The organism is Pseudomonas sp. MWU12-3103b, from assembly GCF_023100615.1.
In the GTDB taxonomy this organism is placed as follows: Bacteria; Pseudomonadota; Gammaproteobacteria; order Pseudomonadales; family Pseudomonadaceae; genus Aquipseudomonas; species Aquipseudomonas putida_A.
This window is the reverse complement of the sequence record NZ_JALMEY010000017.1, coordinates 131,755-151,385: the sequence shown is the minus strand read 5'-3', so window position 1 is coordinate 151,385 and position 19,631 is coordinate 131,755. Positions and strand designations below refer to the sequence as shown.

15 protein-coding genes are annotated in these 19,631 nt (G+C 60.9%); 4 read left to right on the top strand and 11 right to left on the bottom strand.

Translation table 11 applies throughout. The features are described from left to right. The first annotated feature begins 72 nt into the window (after nucleotides 1-72). Complete coding sequence (locus M0808_RS23660) at nucleotides 73-474, top strand: endonuclease domain-containing protein (RefSeq protein WP_003221578.1); 402 nt, start codon at nucleotides 73-75, stop codon at nucleotides 472-474. Nucleotides 475-490: 16 nt separating this feature from the next. Here the strand turns inward: M0808_RS23660 and M0808_RS23655 are convergent, their stop codons facing one another. From M0808_RS23655 to ptsP, 4 genes are all read right to left on the bottom strand, one after another. Then, nucleotides 491-2,032, bottom strand: a complete 1,542-nt coding sequence (locus M0808_RS23655; RefSeq protein ID WP_247842605.1) for an alkaline phosphatase D family protein — start codon at nucleotides 2,030-2,032, stop codon at nucleotides 491-493. Between the two features lie 185 nt (nucleotides 2,033-2,217). Beyond that, the gene (locus tag M0808_RS23650) at nucleotides 2,218-3,951 is read right to left on the bottom strand and encodes a PTS fructose-like transporter subunit IIB (protein ID WP_247842604.1); all 1,734 of its coding nucleotides are present in this window, start codon (nucleotides 3,949-3,951) and stop codon (nucleotides 2,218-2,220) included. Between the two features lie 11 nt (nucleotides 3,952-3,962). Then, nucleotides 3,963-4,904, bottom strand: a complete 942-nt coding sequence (pfkB, locus tag M0808_RS23645) for a 1-phosphofructokinase (RefSeq protein WP_247842603.1) — start codon at nucleotides 4,902-4,904, stop codon at nucleotides 3,963-3,965. Further along, nucleotides 4,904-7,765: a phosphoenolpyruvate--protein phosphotransferase gene (gene ptsP, locus M0808_RS23640; protein WP_247842602.1), complete on the bottom strand. Its 2,862-nt coding sequence runs from the start codon at nucleotides 7,763-7,765 to the stop codon at nucleotides 4,904-4,906. Before ptsP ends, pfkB begins: the two co-directional genes overlap by 1 nt. Before the next feature lie 306 nt (nucleotides 7,766-8,071). Here ptsP and cra point away from each other — a divergent pair, with 306 nt between their 5' ends. Beyond that, entirely contained in the window at nucleotides 8,072-9,067 is a 996-nt protein-coding gene (gene cra / locus M0808_RS23635) for a catabolite repressor/activator (protein ID WP_247842601.1), read from the top strand. A 3-nt stretch (nucleotides 9,068-9,070) separates the two neighbouring features. Continuing rightward, nucleotides 9,071-9,847 carry a TatD family hydrolase gene (locus M0808_RS23630; RefSeq protein WP_097090477.1) on the top strand — a complete coding sequence of 259 codons (777 nt, stop codon included), beginning with the start codon at nucleotides 9,071-9,073 and terminating at the stop codon, nucleotides 9,845-9,847. On the opposite strand, the gene M0808_RS23625 is transcribed toward M0808_RS23630, so the two are convergent. From M0808_RS23625 to M0808_RS23605, 5 genes are all read right to left on the bottom strand, one after another. Continuing rightward, nucleotides 9,848-10,237 (bottom strand): hypothetical protein, encoded by a 390-nt coding sequence (locus tag M0808_RS23625; protein ID WP_247842600.1) that lies wholly within the window; start codon nucleotides 10,235-10,237, stop codon nucleotides 9,848-9,850. A 274-nt stretch (nucleotides 10,238-10,511) separates the two neighbouring features. Further along, complete coding sequence (locus M0808_RS23620; RefSeq protein ID WP_247842599.1) at nucleotides 10,512-12,542, bottom strand: methyl-accepting chemotaxis protein; 2,031 nt, start codon at nucleotides 12,540-12,542, stop codon at nucleotides 10,512-10,514. 265 nt (nucleotides 12,543-12,807) lie between these two features. After that, a complete protein-coding gene (ampE, locus tag M0808_RS23615) occupies nucleotides 12,808-13,647 on the bottom strand; it encodes a regulatory signaling modulator protein AmpE (RefSeq protein ID WP_247842598.1) in 840 nt (279 codons plus the stop codon). Next, nucleotides 13,644-14,204: a 1,6-anhydro-N-acetylmuramyl-L-alanine amidase AmpD gene (gene ampD, locus M0808_RS23610; RefSeq protein WP_027610787.1), complete on the bottom strand. Its 561-nt coding sequence runs from the start codon at nucleotides 14,202-14,204 to the stop codon at nucleotides 13,644-13,646. The genes ampE and ampD overlap by 4 nt, the downstream gene beginning before the upstream one ends. Before the next feature lie 64 nt (nucleotides 14,205-14,268). Continuing rightward, nucleotides 14,269-16,455, bottom strand: coding sequence for a DUF1631 domain-containing protein (locus tag M0808_RS23605; RefSeq protein WP_247842597.1), 2,187 nt, complete (start codon nucleotides 16,453-16,455; stop codon nucleotides 14,269-14,271). Nucleotides 16,456-16,824: 369 nt separating this feature from the next. Between M0808_RS23605 and nadC the strand changes: the two genes are divergently transcribed. Then, nucleotides 16,825-17,673 carry a carboxylating nicotinate-nucleotide diphosphorylase gene (gene nadC, locus M0808_RS23600; RefSeq protein WP_027610785.1) on the top strand — a complete coding sequence of 283 codons (849 nt, stop codon included), beginning with the start codon at nucleotides 16,825-16,827 and terminating at the stop codon, nucleotides 17,671-17,673. A 51-nt stretch (nucleotides 17,674-17,724) separates the two neighbouring features. Here the strand turns inward: nadC and M0808_RS23595 are convergent, their stop codons facing one another. Further along, nucleotides 17,725-18,024 carry a DUF6388 family protein gene (locus M0808_RS23595; protein ID WP_135294936.1) on the bottom strand — a complete coding sequence of 100 codons (300 nt, stop codon included), beginning with the start codon at nucleotides 18,022-18,024 and terminating at the stop codon, nucleotides 17,725-17,727. 443 nt (nucleotides 18,025-18,467) lie between these two features. After that, a complete protein-coding gene (locus tag M0808_RS23590) occupies nucleotides 18,468-19,631 on the bottom strand; it encodes a hypothetical protein (RefSeq protein ID WP_247842596.1) in 1,164 nt (387 codons plus the stop codon).

Here is a 19,631-nt window from a genome sequence, read left to right as displayed (position 1 = left end):
TCCGGGAGAGGGCTGGGGTGAGGGTCCTCGTCTACAGTGAGATTTCCAGCCACTTCACAAGGATCGTGAAGCATGCAAAATCGCCTCACTCTCGCTCAGTTCGCCCGCCAGTTACGCAGCAGCCAAACCGATTGCGAACAATTACTCTGGCAAAAACTTCGTTCACGCCAAGTCGCCAATCTGAAATTCCGCAGGCAGTTTCCATGTCCGCCCTATGTCCTGGATTTTTACTGCGTAGAGCTGAAACTGGCGATTGAGCTGGATGGGGGTCAACACTATGAAATAGCGGGCTTGATCCACGATCAACGTCGGACGCTTTTCCTGGAACGTCAGGGCATTGAAGTTGTGCGATTCAGTAATCTCGAAGTAATGCAGCAGATGGATGATGTACTGGAGCAAATCACAAGAATTGCCGCGAATCGAAAAACACCCTCACCCTCCAAGCGGTCCGACATTTCGGGAGGGCCGGGGTGAGGGTTGTTTTTGATCTTCAAACTGGCTGCAATTTCTGCTCGAAAACCGCTACCCCATTCAAATCCCGCAACACCACACTCATCTCCCCGCTCTGCCCTTCGATGTTCACCTCGCCAAAGAACTGAAAGCCGGCAAACGGCGAAGCGTTCTGCGTGGGTGGGGCCTTCTGGAACACCACTTCCGGGCCGAAGGTCCTGTCCAGCGGATTAGGACCGAAACTCCCGGCATTCAGCGGCCCGGCGACAAACTCCCAGAACGGTTCGAAATCCTGAAACGCCGCGCGGTCCGGGTGGTAGTGATGCGCCGCACAGTAATGCACGTCCGCGGTCAGAAACACAAAATTGCGTACCTGTTGCGCCCGCAGAAAACCGAGCAACTCGGCGACTTCCAGCTCGCGTCCCTGCGCCGGGCCCGGATCACCGTTGGCCACGGCCTCCCAGCGCGCCACACCCGGGCTGACTTCACCGTCGGGCACGCCGAGGCCGATCGGCATGTCGGCGGCGATCACCTTCCACTGCGCCTTGGAGTGCTTCAAGCCACGTTTGAGCCAGTCCAGTTGCTCGCGCCCCAAAAACGGTTTCGCCGCGCCGAGGTTGTCGTCGTTGGCCCCGCGATAACTGCGCATGTCGAGCACGAACACATCGAGCATCGGCCCGTAGCTGAGCTTGCGATAAATTCGCCCGCCGCCGTCGGCCGCCTGCAAACGCATCGGCGAATATTCCAGCCAGGCCTTGCGCGCGCGGCCGACCAGGGTGTGGATATCTTTTTCCTGATAACGCTCGTCGAGCTGCTTGCCCGGCGACCAGTTGTTGACCACTTCGTGGTCGTCCCACTGCCAGATCTGCGGGACTTCGGCGTTGAAGCGGCGGATGTTTTCATCCATCAGGTTGTAGCGGTAGTTGCCGCGATAGTCATCCAGGGTCTGGGCGACTTTGCTCTTGGCCTCGGTGGTGAGGTTGCGCCAGATACGTCCACCTTCGGTGGTCAGTTGTGCCGGCACCGGGCCGTCGGCGTAGATGGTGTCGCCGCTGTGGATAAAGAAGTCCGGCAGGCGCAGGCGCATGGATTCGTAGATGCGCATGCCGCCGATGTCCGGGTTGATGCCGAAGCCCTGGCCGACGGTGTCGCCACTCCAGACGAAACGGATATTGCGCCGCGCCTTCGGAGCGCTGCGCAAATGGCCGAGCCACGGTTCGCTGGCGACGCCGGATTGCGCGTCCTTGAAATACACCCGATAGAAAATCGCCTGATCAGCGGGCAGCCCAGTGAGTTCGACGCGGGCGGTGAAGTCGGTGCGCACATCGGCCAGGGCCGAGACTACACGGCGCGGGTGGCGAAACTGGCTACGGGTGTCCCACTCGACCACCATCCGTGCCGGACGGTCGCTGCGGCTCCAGATCATCGCGCGGTCGCCTTGCAAGTCGCCGGACTGCACGCCGTCGGTGAGTTGCGGCCGATCCTTGACCGACGCGATGACCGCCGGCGCCAGCCCCGGCATCAGCAGCCCGGCACCGACCACCTGCATGACCCGCCGACGCCCGATGTTGAAATCGCTCATGCGTGTTCTCCTTGAAAAAAGGAAAACTTAAGCACGCTCACATGACCCGGAAATGACACCAGACACACCACACAACCCATGTGGGAGCGAGCTTGCTCGCGAATGCGTCCTATCAGTCGAAATCTTATTCGCTGACACACCGCTTTCGCGAGCAAGCTCGCTCCCACAGAGTTTTGTGGAGCCAGTTAAGCCTTCGCCGGTTCCAGCGCCAACTCAACGGCTTCCGGACGTTTGACCGTCGCATAGACAACGGCCGTCAACAGACTCCCCGCGACAATCGCCAGCAGATACAGCAACGCATGATTGATCGCATTCGGGATCGCCAGCACAAACAAGCCACCGTGCGGCGCCATCAGTTTGCAGCCGAAGTACATCGACAGCGCGCCAGTCAACGCACCACCGGCGATGCTCGCCGGAATCACCCGCAGCGGATCTTTCGCGGCAAACGGAATCGCCCCTTCGGAGATGAAACACAGCCCCAGCACCAGCGCCGCTTTACCGGCCTCGCGCTCGGTCTGGGCAAACTTGCGGCGGGCGATGAACGTGGCAATGCCCAGCCCGATTGGCGGCACCATGCCGGCGGCCATGGTCGCGGCCATCGGTGCATAACTCTGCGAAGCCAGCAGCCCCACCGAGAAGGCATACGCGGCTTTGTTGATCGGCCCGCCGAGGTCGACACACATCATGCCGCCGAGCAACACGCCGAGCAGAATCGCGTTGGTGGTGCCCATGCTGTCGAGAAAATGCGTCAGCGCCGCGAGCATCCCGGCGACCGGTTTACCGACCACGTAGATCATCACCAGCCCGGTGAACAGGCTGGCGAACAACGGGATGATCAGAATCGGTTTCAGCGCTTCGAGGCTCTGCGGCAACGCCACATAACGACTGATCAACTTGGCCGCATAACCGGCGATGAAACCGGCGACGATCCCGCCGATAAACCCTGCCCCCAGCGTGCTGGCGAGCAAGCCACCAATCATCCCCGGCGCCAGGCCCGGGCGGTCGGCGATCGAGTAAGCGATATAACCGGCGAGCAGCGGCACCATCAGCTTGAACGCGGTTTCGCCGCCGATCTGCATCAGCGCTGCCGCCAGCGTGCCCTCTTCCTTGAACGCGGTGATGCCGAAGACGAACGACAAGGCGATCATCAGCCCCCCGGCCACCACCATCGGCAGCATGAACGAAACACCGGTCAGCAGGTGTTTGTAAACGCCGGTTTTCTCTTGCTTGGCCGGCGCCTTGCCGTCGCTCGCAGCGCTCTCCACCTGAGCTTCGGCGAGGGCTTTTTTCAACGTCGCTTCGGATTGCTTGAGGGCAATGCCGGTGCCGCAGCGATAGATTTTCTTGCCGGCAAAACGCTCGGTGGCGACTTCGATGTCGGCCGCCAGCAACACCACGTCAGCCTCGGCAATCGCCGTTGCGCTGAGCGGGGTTTTCGCGCCGACCGAGCCTTGGGTTTCGACGTGCAGTTCATAGCCCAGACGCTTGGCCGTCTGCTGCAACGCCTCGGCCGCCATGAAGGTGTGGGCAACACCCGTCGGGCACGCAGTGATGGCGACGATGCATGGCGCACGTTGCGCAGCGGCAACCGGGACGGCTTCGCTGGCGAGGTAAACTTCGGCCTCTTGCGCACCACGGCGCAGCACCGCTTCGACATCCTGCAGCGCTTGCGCCGGGGCGATGCGGAACACGCGCTTGCCGACGAAACGGCGCATGTCGACATCACCGGTGGCGACCAGCAACACCCACTCCGCCGCTTCAATGGTGGCAGCCGACAATTCGCGCTCCGGGTGCGCCGCATCGACCACTTCAACGCTGGTGCTCCAGCCCTGACGCTGGGCCGCCGCGTCCAGCAGACGGGCGCACAGCACACTGGTGACCATGCCGTTCGGGCAGGCCGTGACAATGGCTAATTTCATGACAAACCCTCTTATTGTTCTGTCAGGGGACGCACGCGTACGCCCTGTTCGAGCTGCGCCAGTTGCGCCGCATCGTTGATGCCGAAACCGATCTGCGTCACCGCCATCGCGGCAATCGCCGTGGCCGTGCGCAGGGTCTGCTCGGGCGTATCGGCACTGAGCAGACCGTGGAGCATGCCGGCCAGCAACGAGTCACCGGCACCCACTGTGCTGGCGACCGTAACCTTGGGCGGCGTGGCATGCAGCGCCGAGCCGACGCTGAACCAGTTCACACCGTCGGCACCGTGGGAGATCACTACGTGCTCGATACCCTTGGCGTGCAGGCACGCCGCAGCCTGAGCTTCGGCGGCGTGCGAAACCACATCGCAATCGAGCGCATCGGCGAGTTCTTCAGTATTCGGCTTGATCAGCCACGGACGCCCTTCAATGGCCGCGCGCAAAGCTTCGCCACTGCTGTCGAGGGCGACTTTCAGGCCGAGACCGTTCAGGCGTTCGATCAACTCGCGCAACCATTGCGCGCTGACGCCACGCGGCAGACTGCCGGCGACCACCACCGCGTCATGCCCCGGAGCGATCTGCAGCAGACGCTCAAGCAACGCCTGCTGCGCCGTCGCGTCGACCACCGGCCCCGGGCCGTTGATGTCGGTGATGCGCCCGTCGTGCTCGGCGACCTTGATGTTGCTGCGCGTCTCCCCCGGCACGCGAATGAACGCATCGACAAAGCCGCGCTTGGCGAACAGGGTTTCGAAGGCTTGCAGATTGTCTTCGCCGAGAAAGCCGCTGACCGTCAGTTGATGCCCGAGGTCTGCGAGTACCTGGGCGACGTTCACGCCTTTGCCGGCGGCGTGGGTGTGCATCTCGTCGCTGCGGTTGACCTGACCGGCCTCCAGGCGTGGCAGCTCGACCGTGAGGTCCAGCGCCGGGTTGAGGGTCAGGGTGAGAATCATGGCCATTACAGGGCCTCCACTAATGCACGCACTTCGTTCGCGCTGCCCACGGTGAGGGCTTGTTGAGCAAGGGTTTGCGCCTGGGTCAGGCTGAGTTCGCGGATGCGCGCCTTGACCTCGGCGATGCTGCGCCCGGACACGCTCAGCTCATCGACACCGAGGCCGACCAGCACCGGCACCGCCAGCGGATCCGCCGCCAGCTCGCCACACACACCGACCCATTTGCCATGGGCATGCGCGGCACGCACGGTGATGTCGATCAGTTGCAGCACCGCCGGGTGCAGGCCGTCAGCCTGGGCCGAAAGCGTCGGGTGACCACGGTCGATGGCCAGGGTGTATTGCGTCAGGTCGTTGGTACCGACGCTGAAGAAGTCGACTTCCTTGGCCAATACCGGCGCCAGCAATGCAGCGGACGGTACTTCGATCATGATCCCCAGTTGCAAGTCCGCGACCGGGATTTCCAGGCGCAGACGCTCGGTCATGTCGCGGGCCTGACGCCACTCTTCAACGCTGCCGACCATCGGGAACATGATCCGCAGCGGCCGGTTGTCCGCCGAACGCAGCAAGGCGCGCAGTTGCGCTTCCATGATCTGCGGACGCTGCAACGTCAGGCGAATGCCGCGCACGCCGAGGAACGGGTTTTCCTCCTTGGCGATCGGCCAATACGGCAGCGGTTTGTCACCGCCGACATCAAGGGTGCGCACCACCAGCGGGCGCCCGGCGAGGCCGTCGAGAACGCGACGGTATTCGGCCTCTTGAGTGGCTTCGTCTGGCGCTTGCGGGTGAGCCATGAAAATCAGTTCAGTGCGCAGCAGACCGATGCCTTCGGCGCCCTGCTCGACCGCAGCGGTAACTCCGGCGCTTTCACCGATGTTGGCGAACACTTCCACGGCGTGACCGTCAGTGGTGTGCGCCGGTTGATGGCGTTGTTCGGCGGCAGCCTTAAGACGCTGCTCGCGGGTGTCGCGTTCTTCGGCGGCGCGTTGCAGGGTCGCGGCATCGGCGTCGACGTGCAGGCGACCGCGCTGGCCGTCGAGCAGCAACGGCGTGCCCGGTGCCAGCAGCAACACCGCAGCGCCAGCTCCGACCAGCGCAGGAATCCCGAGAGCACGGGCGACGATTGCACTGTGCGCGGTGGCGCCGCCGCGCGCGGTGAGAATCCCTGCAACTCGGGCCGGATCGAGCCGCGCCACGTCGGATGGGCCGACTTCGTCCATCACCAGAATGTATGGCTGCTCCGGCTCATTCGGAGTCTGCACACCACAGAGTTGCGCCAGTACCCGGCGGCCTATGTCCCGCAAATCCGCCGCCCGCTCAGCGAGCAACGCGTCCTGCAGCGATTCCTGTTGTTTGGCCGCTGCTTCAATCACCGCCATCCACGCCGCTTCGGCGCTTTCGCCTTGTTTGAGGCGGGTGTCGACTTCGTCGGTCAGTTCCGGGTCGTCGAGCATTTCCTGGTGGGTGATGAAAATCTCGCGAATCGCCTTGGCCTTGCTGCGTTCGATCAGGCCATGGATGTCACTGCGCACATCGCTCAGCGCTTGCTTGAGGCGCTCGCGTTCAATGGCGGCGGACTCGCCGCGCAACGGGTAATCGATCGCCTGCTGCACCTGAATGTGCGCAGGCCCAATGGCGATACCCGGTGCCGCCGGGATCGCCTGCAACTGCGCGCCGGATGCCGGGGCGATCAGCACCTCGGCGATATCGGCAATGACTTCGCGTTGCTGACTCACGGCCGGCAGCGGTTCGACTTCTTCGCCAAGGCCTTCTTCGATAGCGGCCAGCAATGCGGGCAAGGCGTCGGCGGCGATGCTCGGTTCAGCGATCAACTCGAGCACCTGACCACGGCGGGCGCCGAGGCTCAGCAGTTTGCTCAGGCTTTTTACCGACACGGCGCTGTCCGCGCTGTCGACGATGCGCACGCGGATTTCACCGTCAAAACTCTTCGCCAGTTGCGCAAGGATCTTCGCCGGACGTGCATGCAGACCGTGGGCGTTAGCCAGGGCAATACGCGCGCTCGGCCAGTCGGCGGGCAGTTCGCCGCCGAGCACTTCGAGGACTTTGCGGCTGCTGGTGGCCCGGCCCAATTCATGTCCGCGTCCTTCGATGAGCAGCGCGCACAGACGTTCGAGCAGCGCCTGATGCGCCTCACCCAGACTGGCCAGACAGAACAGACCGCTGAGCGGCTGCCCGAGGTAACGCATCGGTTTGTCCGGGGTGACGAACGCCAGGCCCGGACGTTTCACGGTCTGCTCGCTGTGCAGCCACCACAGGCCATCGCCCAGCGGCAGCGCTTCGACTTGTTGCAACACACCGGCAAAACCGTTGCTCACACAATCAGCCTGACGCAACAGACGCGCGCCACGCCAGACCAGTTCTTCGAAATCGTCAGCCGACACGCCGAGGCCAATCATCTGCGCATCCAGCGCCAGTTCCTGTGGCGCGCCTTGCAGCAGTTTCAGCAGCGCTTCCGGCGAGCTGGCGCGGCGCAGGGCCTGACCCAGGTCGGTCTCGCCGAGGGCGCGGGTCAGCAGTTGCAGCAGACGCAGGTGTTCGTCGGATTTGGCGGCGATGCCGATCGCCAGATAAACGATCTGGCCGTCGCCCCAGTCCACGCCCTCGGGAAACTGCATCAGCCGCACGCCGGTGGCGAATACCTGATCGCGGGTCTCCGGGGTGCCGTGGGGGATGGCGATACCCTGGCCGAGAAAGGTCGAGCCCTGGGCTTCCCGGGCCTGCAATCCAGCGAGGTAGCCATCGGCGACCAGGCCATCGGCCACCAGATGATGGGCAAGCAATTGCAGGGCGGCGGGTTTATCCACAGCCGATTGGCCCATGGATATCTGCTCTATAGTGAGCTCGAGCATGCGATCTCCTTTTTGGCACATGGATGCGCCAGGATATTGTTTTGAATGGTCACAGCTTAGGCGCTGGTCAGCCTGCTTTTCAGCGGCAGTTTTGGCGGTTTCACGGCAGAACCGGCCAAAGGCGTCTAAAACGTAGAAAATACGCTTGCTGAAACGTTTAATCTAGATTGATCGGCACGTTACTCGATAATGTCTCATCCTTGAAGTCCAACTTGTCGGATGCGCTGCGACAATAGTCGTCTGCCCGAATCGGGTAGGATTGGCGAAAATGTGGCGGCAAGCTCGAAAAAACAAGGAAATCCCGGGTTGAAACTCAGTGATATCGCGCGGTTGGCCGGAGTGTCCGTGACCACCGCCAGCTACGTCATCAACGGCAAGGCCGAACAGCAACGCATCAGCAACGCCACGGTCGAGCGGGTGCGTGCGGTCGTCGAACAGCACGGCTTCACCCCCAACCCGCAAGCGGCCGGGTTGCGCAGTCGGCACACCCGCACGTTGGGCTTTATTCTGCCGGATCTGGAAAACCCCAGTTACGCGCGGATCGCCAAACTGCTGGAGCAAGGCGCGCGGGCGCGTGGCTATCAGTTGCTGATTGCCAGCTCCGACGATGCGCCGGACAGCGAGCGCCAGTTGCTGCAACTGTTCAAGGCGCGCCGTTGCGATGCGCTGATCGTCGCCAGTTGCCTGCCGGCCGGTGACGACAGCTATCGCCAACTGCAGGCCAAGGGCTTGCCGATCATCGCCATCGACCGGGTCATGGAACCCGAGCACTTCTGCTCGGTGATCAGTGATGACCGCGAAGCCAGCCTGCACCTGACCCAGAGCCTGCTCGATCCGCAGCCGAAACAGATCGTGCTGCTCGGCGCGCGTACGGAGCTGAGCATCAGTCAGGAACGTGCGGCGGGCTTCAAGCAGGCGCTGGTCGAGTTCAAAGGCGAAGTGCTGATCGAGCACGCCGAGTCCTTCAGCCGCGAATGCGGCAAGCAATTGATGGAAGAACTCCTGCAACGTCTGGGGCATTTGCCGGATGCGCTGGTGACTACTTCCTACGTGCTGTTGCAGGGCGTGTTCGATGCACTGCATGACTTCCCGCTCAAATCCCGCCCGCTGCGTCTGGGCACCTTCGGTGACACGCAATTGCTCGACTTCCTGCCGCTGCCGGTCAACGCCATGGCCCAGCAGCACCAGTTGATCGCCGACAAGGCGCTGGAACTGGCGCTGGCCGCCGTCGAGCAATCGCAATACAAGCCTGGCGTGCAGGCCATCGCGCGGACCTTCAAGCAGCGTATTCATCGGGACTGAACCGTGGAGCTGATCGACAGCCACACCCACCTCGACTTCCCCGACTTCGACGCCGATCGCTCGGCGTTGCTCGCCGAAAGCCGCGCCCTCGGGGTGCGGCGGATGGTGGTGCTGGGGGTTTATCAGGGCAATTGGCAACGGGTGTGGGAGCTGGTGCAGAGCGATGCCGACCTGTACGCGGCATTCGGCCTGCATCCGGTGTACCTCGATCAGCATCAACCCGAAGATCTACGCGCACTCGGCGACTGGCTGACGCGGCTGCGCGGCCATCGGCAACTGTGTGCGGTGGGCGAGATCGGCCTGGATTACTTCATCGAAACCCTCGACCGCGAACGCCAGCAGGCGCTGTTCGACGCGCAGCTGCAACTGGCGGCAGATTTCGAACTGCCGGCGCTGATCCACGTGCGCCGCAGCCACGCCGCGGTGATCGCCACGCTCAAGCGCTTTAAGCTCAAGCGCGCGGGCATCATCCACGCCTTCGCCGGCAGCCGCGAAGAAGCACGCGAATACATCAAGCTCGGTTTCAAACTGGGTCTGGGCGGCGCGCCAACCTGGCCGCAGGCGTTGCGCATGCATCGGGTGCTGGCGGATCTGCCGCTGGATTCGATCGTGCTGGAAACCGACTCCCCGGACATGGCGCCGGCGATGTTTCCCGGAGTACGCAATACACCGGCGCACTTGCCGGCGATCTGTGCGGCACTGGCCGAGTTGATGAATGTCAGTGCAGAACGACTGGCCGCCGCCAGCACCGCCAACAGCTGCGAAGTATTCGGTTGGTAATCAGTCGCCGTGGGCCTTGGCCGCCTCGAGGATCAGGGTCATGTGCTGGCGATGATGAACAAAACGCAGCAGCGCGAAGTACACGAAAAGCACGATCAGTGATGCATTCAACTGTTCCGTCACGTTGAGCAGCCCGATCCATTCCATGACCAACGCCACTAGCAGCGCGGTGCACACCGTGATTGACGCGCTGAAGCGCAGCAATCCGAGAGAGTCGAGAGATTTGAAGCGTTTGATCTGCACCGGACAGCGCAACTCCAGGGTTTTCTGGCAGTGATTGCAGGTAAACGGTTCATTGATTGCGATGGCATTGAGTTGCCAGGGTTTGAGCACCTGCGTGGTCTGGCAATGAGCACAACGGCCCTGAACTCCCAGGGTTACAACGGACATTCGCGGCCTCCTCAGCGCAACTAACTGATCAGGGATACTGGCTCAATAATTACGAAAAGCCAGCCGCCGGAAGAAAACAGGAATTGGCTTACAAGCGTAAGCATCAAAGCATTACAAAATGTTCTGACATCTGCCCTGCTCCAGCCCTGTGGTGAGGGGATTCATCCCCGATGGACTGCGCAGCGGTCCCTGATCACTTACAGGCTTGGGAGGACGCTATGCGTCTCATCGGGGATGAATCCCCTCGCTACAGGATCTTCCGCTGCGTCAGGACTTAGACGCGGAACGCGCTGATCAGCTGTTTCAGTTCCACCACCTGCGCTGACAACGCTCGGCTGGCGTCCTCCGTCTGGTGCGCCCCCTGGGCCGTGCGCTCGCCGGCGCGATTGATCTCGACGATGTTCTGGTCGATGTCATGGGCCACCGCAGTCTGTTGCTCCACGGCGGCAGCGATCTGCTGGTTCTGGTCGACGATCATGCCTACCGCGCCGAGGATGTTTTCCAGCGCCTGCTGGACCTTTTCCGACTGCCCGACCGTGCCGTTGGCCATCTGATGGCTGACGCCCATGGCTTTCACCGCCGCACCCACGCCGCCATGCAGTTTGGCGATCATCTGTTCGATTTCTTCGGTCGATTGCTGGGTGCGCTTGGCCAACGTACGCACTTCGTCCGCCACCACCGCAAATCCCCGGCCCTGCTCTCCGGCGCGGGCGGCTTCGATGGCGGCGTTGAGCGCCAGCAAGTTGGTCTGCTCGGCAATGCTCTTGATCACTTCCAGCACGCGGCTGATCGACTGGCTGTCGCTGGCCAACTGGTTGATCACCAGCACCGATTGATCGATCTCACTGGCCAGCGCAGCAATGCTGCCCTGCTGCGACTCCACCAGTGTACGACCGCTGACGGTTTCATCGTTGACGCTGTGCGCGCTGCTCACCGCTGCCGCTGCGCTGCGTGCAACTTCCAGCGAGGTCGCCGACATCTGGTTCATCGCGGTCGCCACTTGCTCGATCTGCGTGCGCTGCCCGGCCACCGCCTGATTGCTTTGCGCCGAGACAGTTTCCACCTGCCCGGCCTGGCGCTCGACCTCAGCCACGGTCTGCCCGACTCGTTCGATCAGGTCGTGGATTTTCCTCACGGTGCCGTTGAACACCTCACCCAGCTCGCCGAGTTCATCGCGACTGTTGGCCTTGAAATTGACCGTCATGTCACCGGCCGCGACCTTGTCCATCATCGCGCCCAGGCGCTTGAGCGTGGTGCGGGTCGAGGCGTAGAACCCGCCGTAGAGATAGAAAATCAGCACGAACACCACCGCCAGCGCCACCGCCTGCAACACCATGTGCGTGCGGTTTTGCGCCAGGCGCTGTTGCAGTTGGGTATCGAGGAATTTCAGGGTCGCGTCATTGAGCTGGTAGGTCTGCGCCATCAGACCGGTGACCTGATCGTAGAACGCCTGCCACGGGGTATCGAGGGTCTCGGCCACCACGACTTTCGCCTCAAACAGTTCACTGGCCTGTTTGAGCGAAGCCTTGCTGCTGTCGGCCGGCGCGCTGAGGCTGACGCGCGCGGCCTGGCTGGAGTCGAGGGCGTCCTGCAGTTTCAACGCGTATTCAGCCTGGAGCTTTTCGATCTGCGCCAGCAACTCGTCGAAACGGCTGCTCGACGAACTGTTGAGAAAGCCCTGCCCCAACGAATACGAACCGATGGCCCGACCTTCGCCGAGAGTCTGGGTCACGGCCGGAGTGATATTGGTGAGCAGCTCGCTGAGCTGGCGGATGTCGCTCTGGTTGTCGCGGCTCAGACCGGCCTGACCGGTGACGATCTGGCTGAAGATCTGCGCATTGCCGAGCAGTTTGCCGATCATCGCGCTTTTGCTTTGCAGGGAGCTTTCCGCCTGTTGGGCCTTGAACGCGCTGATCATTTCATCGCGTTTGCCGTCGAACAGTTTGATCTGCTCGGGATCGTCGGTCATCGCCTGCAAACCTTGCAGGCGCGCCAGCACGGATTGCTCCAGGCTGCTGATCTGCGCTTCGAGGTTGTCGGCTTTGCCGGACTGGCCGAGGGTGACGTTGATCTGCACCAGATTGTTCAGCGTTTCCAGATCCCGGCGCAGGCTCAGGCTGCTGCCCAGCAGATCGAGGCTCTGCAATTCGACCCGGGTGCCCTGGAATTCGCGATAGGAATCGCGCACCAGATAAAAATTGGTCACCAGCATCGGCACCAGGAACAGCACGCTGATCAAGCTGAACTTCATGCCGAAGCTCAGACGGTTCATCAGCGAGACGGCGGGATAGAGCAAGCTCTTCACTGGAAGTCTCCCTTGGCTTTTCTTGTTTTTATTGGCAGGCGCGGGGCGACAGCAGAAAGCCACTATCGGGCGCTGTCTCTGTATAGCTCAAATCGAGGGGAGGTTTTGTAACTTAAGGTTAACGACTACGCTGCGCCGGTCACTGACCTGTGGCGAGGGGATTTATCCCCGATGGGTTGCGCAGCAGCCCCATTAAGATATTGGGGCCGCTGCGCGCCCCATCGGGGATAAATCCCCTCACCACAATGAATTTCACGGGCGAGTATCAGTGGATCAAGACTGTCCACAAGGCAAACCCGGCATACCACAACACCGCCGCGCGCAGCAGCAGTTCCCACAGGCAATCGAGGGTGTTGATGCCTTCAGGCCCGACCACCGGCGGCGGGATCTCACCCGCTGCCAGCCCGACCTTGTTGATCAGCTGCGCGGCGCTGATGTTCCAGTTCAGCAGCTCATGCAACATCACCCGGCTGACCGCGACGAAATTGCCGACCAGAGCCAGACTGGCGGCGAGCAAGCGCACTGGCAACCAGTCAAAGGCGTGACGTAACTGTCCGGCACGTTCGGCGAGCGCCGGGTTCTGGCTGTGTTCTTCCGCCAATGCGAGCAAGCGATAAGCCAGCGCCGCGACCGGACCGAGCACGAAGTACCAGAAGATCACCGCGAAGAAACTTTGATAGGCCTGCCACAACAGGTGCCCTTGGACCCGATCCAGCAATTGCTCACCACTGTCGGCACAGATATCCAGATCACGCTTGGCCACATGCGCGGCGGCTTGGAGGTCTTCGCGACGCCATGCGTCACGAAACGGCCCGAGACCGCCGAGCAGATCACCGCGCCCCAGCGCATAAATCACCACCAGCAAATGCACCGGCAAGGCCAGCAAGCCGTACGCAACGGGTTCCAGTACCACCAGCAACAAGCCGAGCAGCGCCACCGGCAGCAACACCAGAATCGTCAGCACCAGCCATGGTCGCTGGGCCATGCGCGCGCTGGTTTCGAGTTTGTGCAGTTCGCGGATCCATCCGCCATCGCGTTGAACCCGATGGCGCAGGGCCGAGAATTTCTCGATCCAGACCGCCAGCAGTAACACCAGAAAACTCATTGTCCTTCCTCTTGTGCCAGGGCTGCGCGGTAACGCGCCCAGTCGAATGCCGGGCCAGGATCGGTCTTGCGCCCGGGTGCGATGTCGCTGTGCCCGCAGATACGGGCGCCGGTGATAGCCGGAAATGCTGTTTGCAGCTGACGCGTCAACGTGATCAGCGCCTGATACTGCGCATCGGAAAAGGGCAGATCATCAGTGCCTTCGAGCTCGATGCCCACGGAAAAATCGTTACAGGTTTCCCGGCCTTCGAACATCGACACGCCAGCATGCCACGCCCGCTCAAGACAGGAGACAAACTGGGTGACGCTGCCGTCACGTTCGATCAGAAAATGCGCCGAGACGCGCAGGTCGGCAATCCCTGCAAAATAGGGATGCTCGGTGACATCCAGACGATTCTGGAAAAATTCCTGCACCTTGCCGGTGGCAAACTGCGCCGGCGGCAGGCTGATGTTGTGGATCACCAACAGGGAGATTTCGCCCGCAGGGCGTTCATTGAAGTTGGGCGATGGGCAGACCTGTACCCCGTGACACCACCCGCTAGCGGGATCCAACTGCATACCGATTCCTTCAACGCCGACTGTGTTGGCGCCCAGTATGCCGTGATCGGGCCCCGGCGCGCGATCACTTGCCGCGATTGAGTCGCCGCAGATTCCCGAGCACCGACTCCAGCGCCCGATCGAACAGCAAGGTGTCATCCAGTGCTCGCACCGCGCCACGGCGAAACTCAAGGGCCAGCTCGACGCGGCTGCGCTCCAGCACCTTCATCCCGGTGCGGTCGACAAACACGTATTTGCCGGTGGCTTCGATGATCGCTGCCAGTTTGCAGCGCAGGCTGTGCTCGTCGTCTTCCTGGAACGCCACCCAACTGCCCAGGCGCAGTTGCTCCAACTGACGCAGCCCCGGGTCGTCATGCGCCAGGCCGCTGGCATTCACGCCGATCGCGCCCTCGTCGGCGCTACGCAGGGTGATGTGCTGCGACACCTCCACCAACGCCGGCGCATCGGCCGGCGGCTGCTCGGTGAGCGGCTCAAGCACCCGCACATGCAGCGCTTCCAGCTCGCTGAAAAATTCGCTGGTGGCGAACGGATCAAACGCCGAACTGCTCAGGCCATCACGCAATGATTTGAGCAACCCTGGCACCAGCGCCAGCAACTGCAGACCGGCGTCCGCCTCGTCGTGACGCTGCACGCTCCAGATCAATTGCTCCATGGTCTGCACATCGGCCTGCCACTCAGCGCAGTGGTCGCCATGTTTGAGGCAGGTCAGTAGCAGCACTTTGCTCCACGCATCACGCACAAAGGTCACCACCGACGGCGGCAGGACTTTACCCAGCAACGCCTGGTTCAGCACATGCTCGACTCGCTGCCGAGCCAGTTCAGTTTTCGCCCGCCCTTCCTCGGCATCGCGCAAACGCTGCTCCAACAATTCGCTGCGCCGCCGCTCATCACTGGTGAAGGCCAGGAAATCGGCGAGCAACTCGGAGAAAATCGCCGGGTCGTCGACGAAGTCACTCAACAGGCGCTGCACCACTTGTTCGATGCGCAGATACAGGCTGTCACGCGCCTCGCCATTGCAATCGCCCCAACCCATGGCGGCATCGGCGATTTCATTGAGCAGGCGCCGCGCCGGGTGGCTGCTGCGGCTGAAGAAGCTCTTGTCGAGTACTGCCACCTTGAGCATCGGAATCTGCAAACGCGCGATCAACGCCTTGAGCGAATCCGGGAGGTTACGGTCTTCGAGGATGCAATCGAAGACCATGGCGATCAGGTTGATCACATCTTCATCGGCGCCGTCGACAATGCGTGATTTGCCGCTCCTCACGCTGACCCGCGTCAGCAGCTGCTCAAGCTGATTGCGCAGATCGAAATCGTCCTGCGCCGCCAGTGCCGGGACGTATTGCTGCAAGTGTGAAAGCAGGCGCAGTAGATCGCGGGTGCTGATCGGTTGCGCCGCCGCACTCGGCTCCAGGGTCGGCGCGACGCTGCCGCGCACGTGCAGCAGCAGTTCCTGCAACGCGGCGAAGACTTCCTGCACGCCTTCGTCGGCGGGCGCGGGTTCGTCACTCTCTTCGCTGCTGATGCTTGCTGCCGCACGCTCGATTGCGCGGCGTGCGGGGGCCGGTTTCAACTCAGGCAACACGCCGGTGGCGACCAGCAATTGATTGGCTTCGGCATACAACTGCTCGGTATCGGCCAGCACGTAGCGTTCGAACAGTTTGAGCAGGATCAGCTTGACCTTGATCTCCACGCCCAGGTTACGTCCGGCCTGCAGAAAGAACTCGCAAAGCATCGCCGGGCCGAGCGGATTGTGTTGGTTATCGAAATCCTTGCCCAGCAACACGTTGAGCCGCGCAGTCAGTTGATCAAGAGCAAAGCCATCACGCTTGAGCACCCGCCCGACCATGGTCTCGACCGCCACGCTGCGTTCCATGTCATCGGTACGCGGTGCCGAATCCTCGAATATCAGCGTGCCGGACAATGTGGGTTGCACGACTTCGTATTGAATCAGCGCGACAAAGGCTTCGAAGAATTGCTCGAGAAAACCCCGTTCGATGTTTTTGCGCTTGAGGCGCAGGTCGCGCATGGCTTCGAAAAAGATGTTCTGTTCGACGTCATTACGCGCCCGGTCAGCCATTTCGAACAGGGTGTCGTCTGCGTTATCGAACAATTCCTGCAAACCGTGGCGCAGTTGCTGGGCGGCCTTGTCGCGGACCTGAAGCAGAATCACAGGCAGGCGGGCGAGCGGCGAGTGATTCGCCTGATCGGTAGCGGCCTTGTGCAAAGGCACTACATTCCCGTCGTTGTGCATCCAAGCCTCCTGAAACGGTGATTTCACTGGTCAGTTACAACACAGGTCCCTGTGGGAGCGGGCTTGCTCGCGAAAGCGGTGTGTCGTTCGCCAAAACTGTCACTGACAAACCGCTTTCGCGAGCAAGCCCGCTCCCACATCGGCGTCAAAGCCATGACGTCAAATGCAAGGCGGATTATCTTGCAAAACTTGTCCCCGGCGCTATAGCCGTCAGGGTTTCCCCTATGCCGTCGCACCTTGCAGTGACCACGAAAAACCGCGCTTTGCTCACAAGAAATCGACCAGTTGCAGTCAGGCACGCGCGTTCTCGCCTTGGGTTGGCTCTCGCCATGCCCCTATAATCGGCGCACTTAGTTTGTGGAGCCCGTTATGCCGAATCTACGTCTCGCCGATCTGACCGCCGAAATCGAAGCCAACGTGCGCCGTGCGTTGCTCGAAGATGTCGGCAGCGGCGACATCACCGCACAACTGATCCCGGCCGAACGTCTGGCCAAAGCCACCATCATCACTCGCGACGAGGCGGTTATCTGCGGCACGGCGTGGGTCGACACGGTGTTTCGCCAGCTCGATCCGCGCGTCGCGGTGCACTGGCAGGTACGGGACGGTGAACGGGTCAAACCCAACCAGCCGTTGTTTCATCTGGAGGGCCCGGCCCGTTCGTTGCTGACTGGCGAACGCAGCGCGCTGAACTTCCTGCAACTGCTGTCCGGCGTGGCCACGCGTGCGCAATATCTGGCGGACTTCGTGGCGCAAACCCAGGTCAAGCTGCTGGATACCCGCAAGACCTTGCCGGGCCTGCGTCTGGCGCAGAAATACGCGGTGACCTGCGGTGGTTGCCACAACCACCGCATCGGCCTTTACGACGCGTTCCTGATCAAGGAAAACCACATCGCCGCCAGCGGTGGCATCGCGCAGGCCATCGCCGCCGCGCACAAGATCGCGCCGGGCAAACCGGTGGAAGTCGAAGTGGAGAGCCTGGAAGAACTGAAGGAGGCGCTGACTGCCGGCGCCGACATCATCATGCTCGACGAACTGAGCCTGGATGACATGCGCGAAGCTGTCCGCTTGAACGGCGGCAAGGCCAAACTGGAGGCCAGCGGCGGTATCAATGAAAGCACACTGCTGCCGATCGCTGAGACCGGGGTGGACTACATCTCGATCGGTGCGATGACCAAGGATGTGAAGGCGGTGGACCTGTCGATGCGTCTGAGCCTCTGAGGCTGTCACGCAATAAAAAACGCCAGCCCGGTTGAGGCTGGCGTTTTTGTTTCAGACCACCAGATTGTTCATCTCGCAGTACTCGTCCCACTCGACGCCCAACACCTCGGCCGCCTCCTTGTGCAGCTCCAGGCGCTTGGCCTCAAACTCTTCAGGGGTGCTGGTGTACTTGAGCGTCAGCTCCCACGGCTGCAAGCCCTGGGCTTCGGCTTCGTCCTCGAATGCCCACTGGATCTGGTCTTTCTGATCATCAGGACTCAGGTCCTTGATCTCTTCTTTCAGGTCCGGGACGTCCTGAATGTATTTTTCCAGCGCTAGTACGTGACGTTGCTCTTGAGTTAATTCGGTCATGGCGTTCTCGCTGATCGTAAGAATGGAGGATGGATCTGGATCATCAAGGATCTCTCTGACGCGGATTGTCCGGCCTTCGGAACCATTCGGGATCATCTGAAAACTGCTAAGCGATGCTCATGCAGGCACCGAATATAGGACGTTTGCATGACGAATTACACGGCTCTTTACATCTCTCGCACAAAAACTTTGACCTGGGAGATATAAATCGCGGGATTGCGCGAGGGGATGGTGCCCGAGACAGGAATCGCATCTAGCGCCCCTTGTCCAGTATTTACTGGACTTATCCGGCAACCACCTAAACCACTGTACTAACCAGTGTACTTTTTCTGCTTTGCTGGGCTCTCTTAGATCACAGCATCAACCGATCATAGGACACCAAGCATACGAAGCATAGACCCAAACAAAAGCCCGTACGCAGGGGGCTTGATGTCAGGTAAAACCTATGTTCCGTAGACAGCCTTGTTTCTGGCGCGGACTGCTATCAACAGGTTGAACAGAGTGAATGCAATTCCAAAGCTCAGGAAGCGCCAGTCTGTCCAAGGGTTGACGCCCGTAACCGCCTGACCATTCAAGCGCTCACCGTTCACGTACACATCACCATTTAGATAGATTCCGCCATAGTTGTCGATGGCCATCAATTCATTGGTGTTGTCGTTAGAGACTACGCGAAAACCACCGTCACCAGCCCGGACGCTCAGCCAGCCCTTTGAATCTGCAAAACCATCCCAACGCCGGCCGCCGTAAATCTCGCCTGATACGCCGCCGTTCGCCACCAAGCCAGTGCCAACGCCCTGGGTATTGAACTGCATGGCGCCCTCAGAGAAGACCGGCTTCCTGAAGTCGATCCCCATTTTGGCGCGATCAAAGTCAGCAACAATCATCCGGCCGTATTTAGGCTGGATCGAGTTCTTCATATAGAAGCCAGCTTCAAATGCACCTCGCGGCGCCTTGCCGGGCTGGATGCGGTCGGTGTCCTCGGTTCGAACTTCGACAGCCATCGAGTTGGGATTGCCGAATCCAACAACCTGCAGGCCGGTCTTGCTCATGTTCGGGAACACGCCTGGCTTGCTGTTGTTCAGGACATCGATCTCGATGCCGATCAGCTGGTTATCGTTTCCATCACAGGTGAACAGATCAGGGCTGCCATATTTTTCAGCAGCGCCACCTTTCTGAAAACCATCGCACATTGAGCGCGCACTAAATAAACCTCCCCACGACTTAGCGCCATCAACAACTGATGTTGAATCGCCCCACACAGAAACAGTATTCAGGTTTGAAACTTTATTGATCGTTTGAACAAAAAGGTTCTGATAGTGGTTATGGGTATCTTCATAGCTGCCGGATGTATCGTTCGCCTTGGAGTGCAGGCTTACCGGATCGCCCTTGTAGTTAAAAAACTTTGAGTCTTTATCCAAGACATCTGCAAAATAAATATTACCGCCAAGCGCAGTGTCAAACCCGTAATACCAGATATTGAGATTGTCTTTCAGGGGGTGAGCGCCCTTGATATTCAAATCACTATCGGCGCCAAGAGGATTCGCAAAAGAAATAGCAGAAGCCGTTATAGCGGCAAGAAAAACTAGCGTAGCGCACTTACTCACCAT

Bases quoted from the DNA above. Each gene is read 5' to 3' on its own strand.
- M0808_RS23660 (WP_003221578.1), top strand. From the start codon at position 73: ATGCAAAATCGCCTCACTCTCGCTCAGTTCGCCCGCCAGTTACGCAGC.
- M0808_RS23655 (WP_247842605.1), bottom strand. From the start codon at position 2,032: ATGAGCGATTTCAACATCGGGCGTCGGCGGGTCATGCAGGTGGTCGGT.
- M0808_RS23650 (WP_247842604.1), bottom strand. From the start codon at position 3,951: ATGAAATTAGCCATTGTCACGGCCTGCCCGAACGGCATGGTCACCAGT.
- pfkB (WP_247842603.1), bottom strand. From the start codon at position 4,904: ATGGCCATGATTCTCACCCTGACCCTCAACCCGGCGCTGGACCTCACG.
- ptsP (WP_247842602.1), bottom strand. From the start codon at position 7,765: ATGCTCGAGCTCACTATAGAGCAGATATCCATGGGCCAATCGGCTGTG.
- M0808_RS23625 (WP_247842600.1), bottom strand. From the start codon at position 10,237: ATGTCCGTTGTAACCCTGGGAGTTCAGGGCCGTTGTGCTCATTGCCAG.
- ampE (WP_247842598.1), bottom strand. From the start codon at position 13,647: ATGAGTTTTCTGGTGTTACTGCTGGCGGTCTGGATCGAGAAATTCTCG.
- ampD (WP_027610787.1), bottom strand. From the start codon at position 14,204: ATGCAGTTGGATCCCGCTAGCGGGTGGTGTCACGGGGTACAGGTCTGC.
- M0808_RS23605 (WP_247842597.1), bottom strand. From the start codon at position 16,455: ATGCACAACGACGGGAATGTAGTGCCTTTGCACAAGGCCGCTACCGAT.
- nadC (WP_027610785.1), top strand. From the start codon at position 16,825: ATGCCGAATCTACGTCTCGCCGATCTGACCGCCGAAATCGAAGCCAAC.
- M0808_RS23595 (WP_135294936.1), bottom strand. From the start codon at position 18,024: ATGACCGAATTAACTCAAGAGCAACGTCACGTACTAGCGCTGGAAAAA.
- M0808_RS23590 (WP_247842596.1), bottom strand. From the start codon at position 19,631: ATGGTGAGTAAGTGCGCTACGCTAGTTTTTCTTGCCGCTATAACGGCT.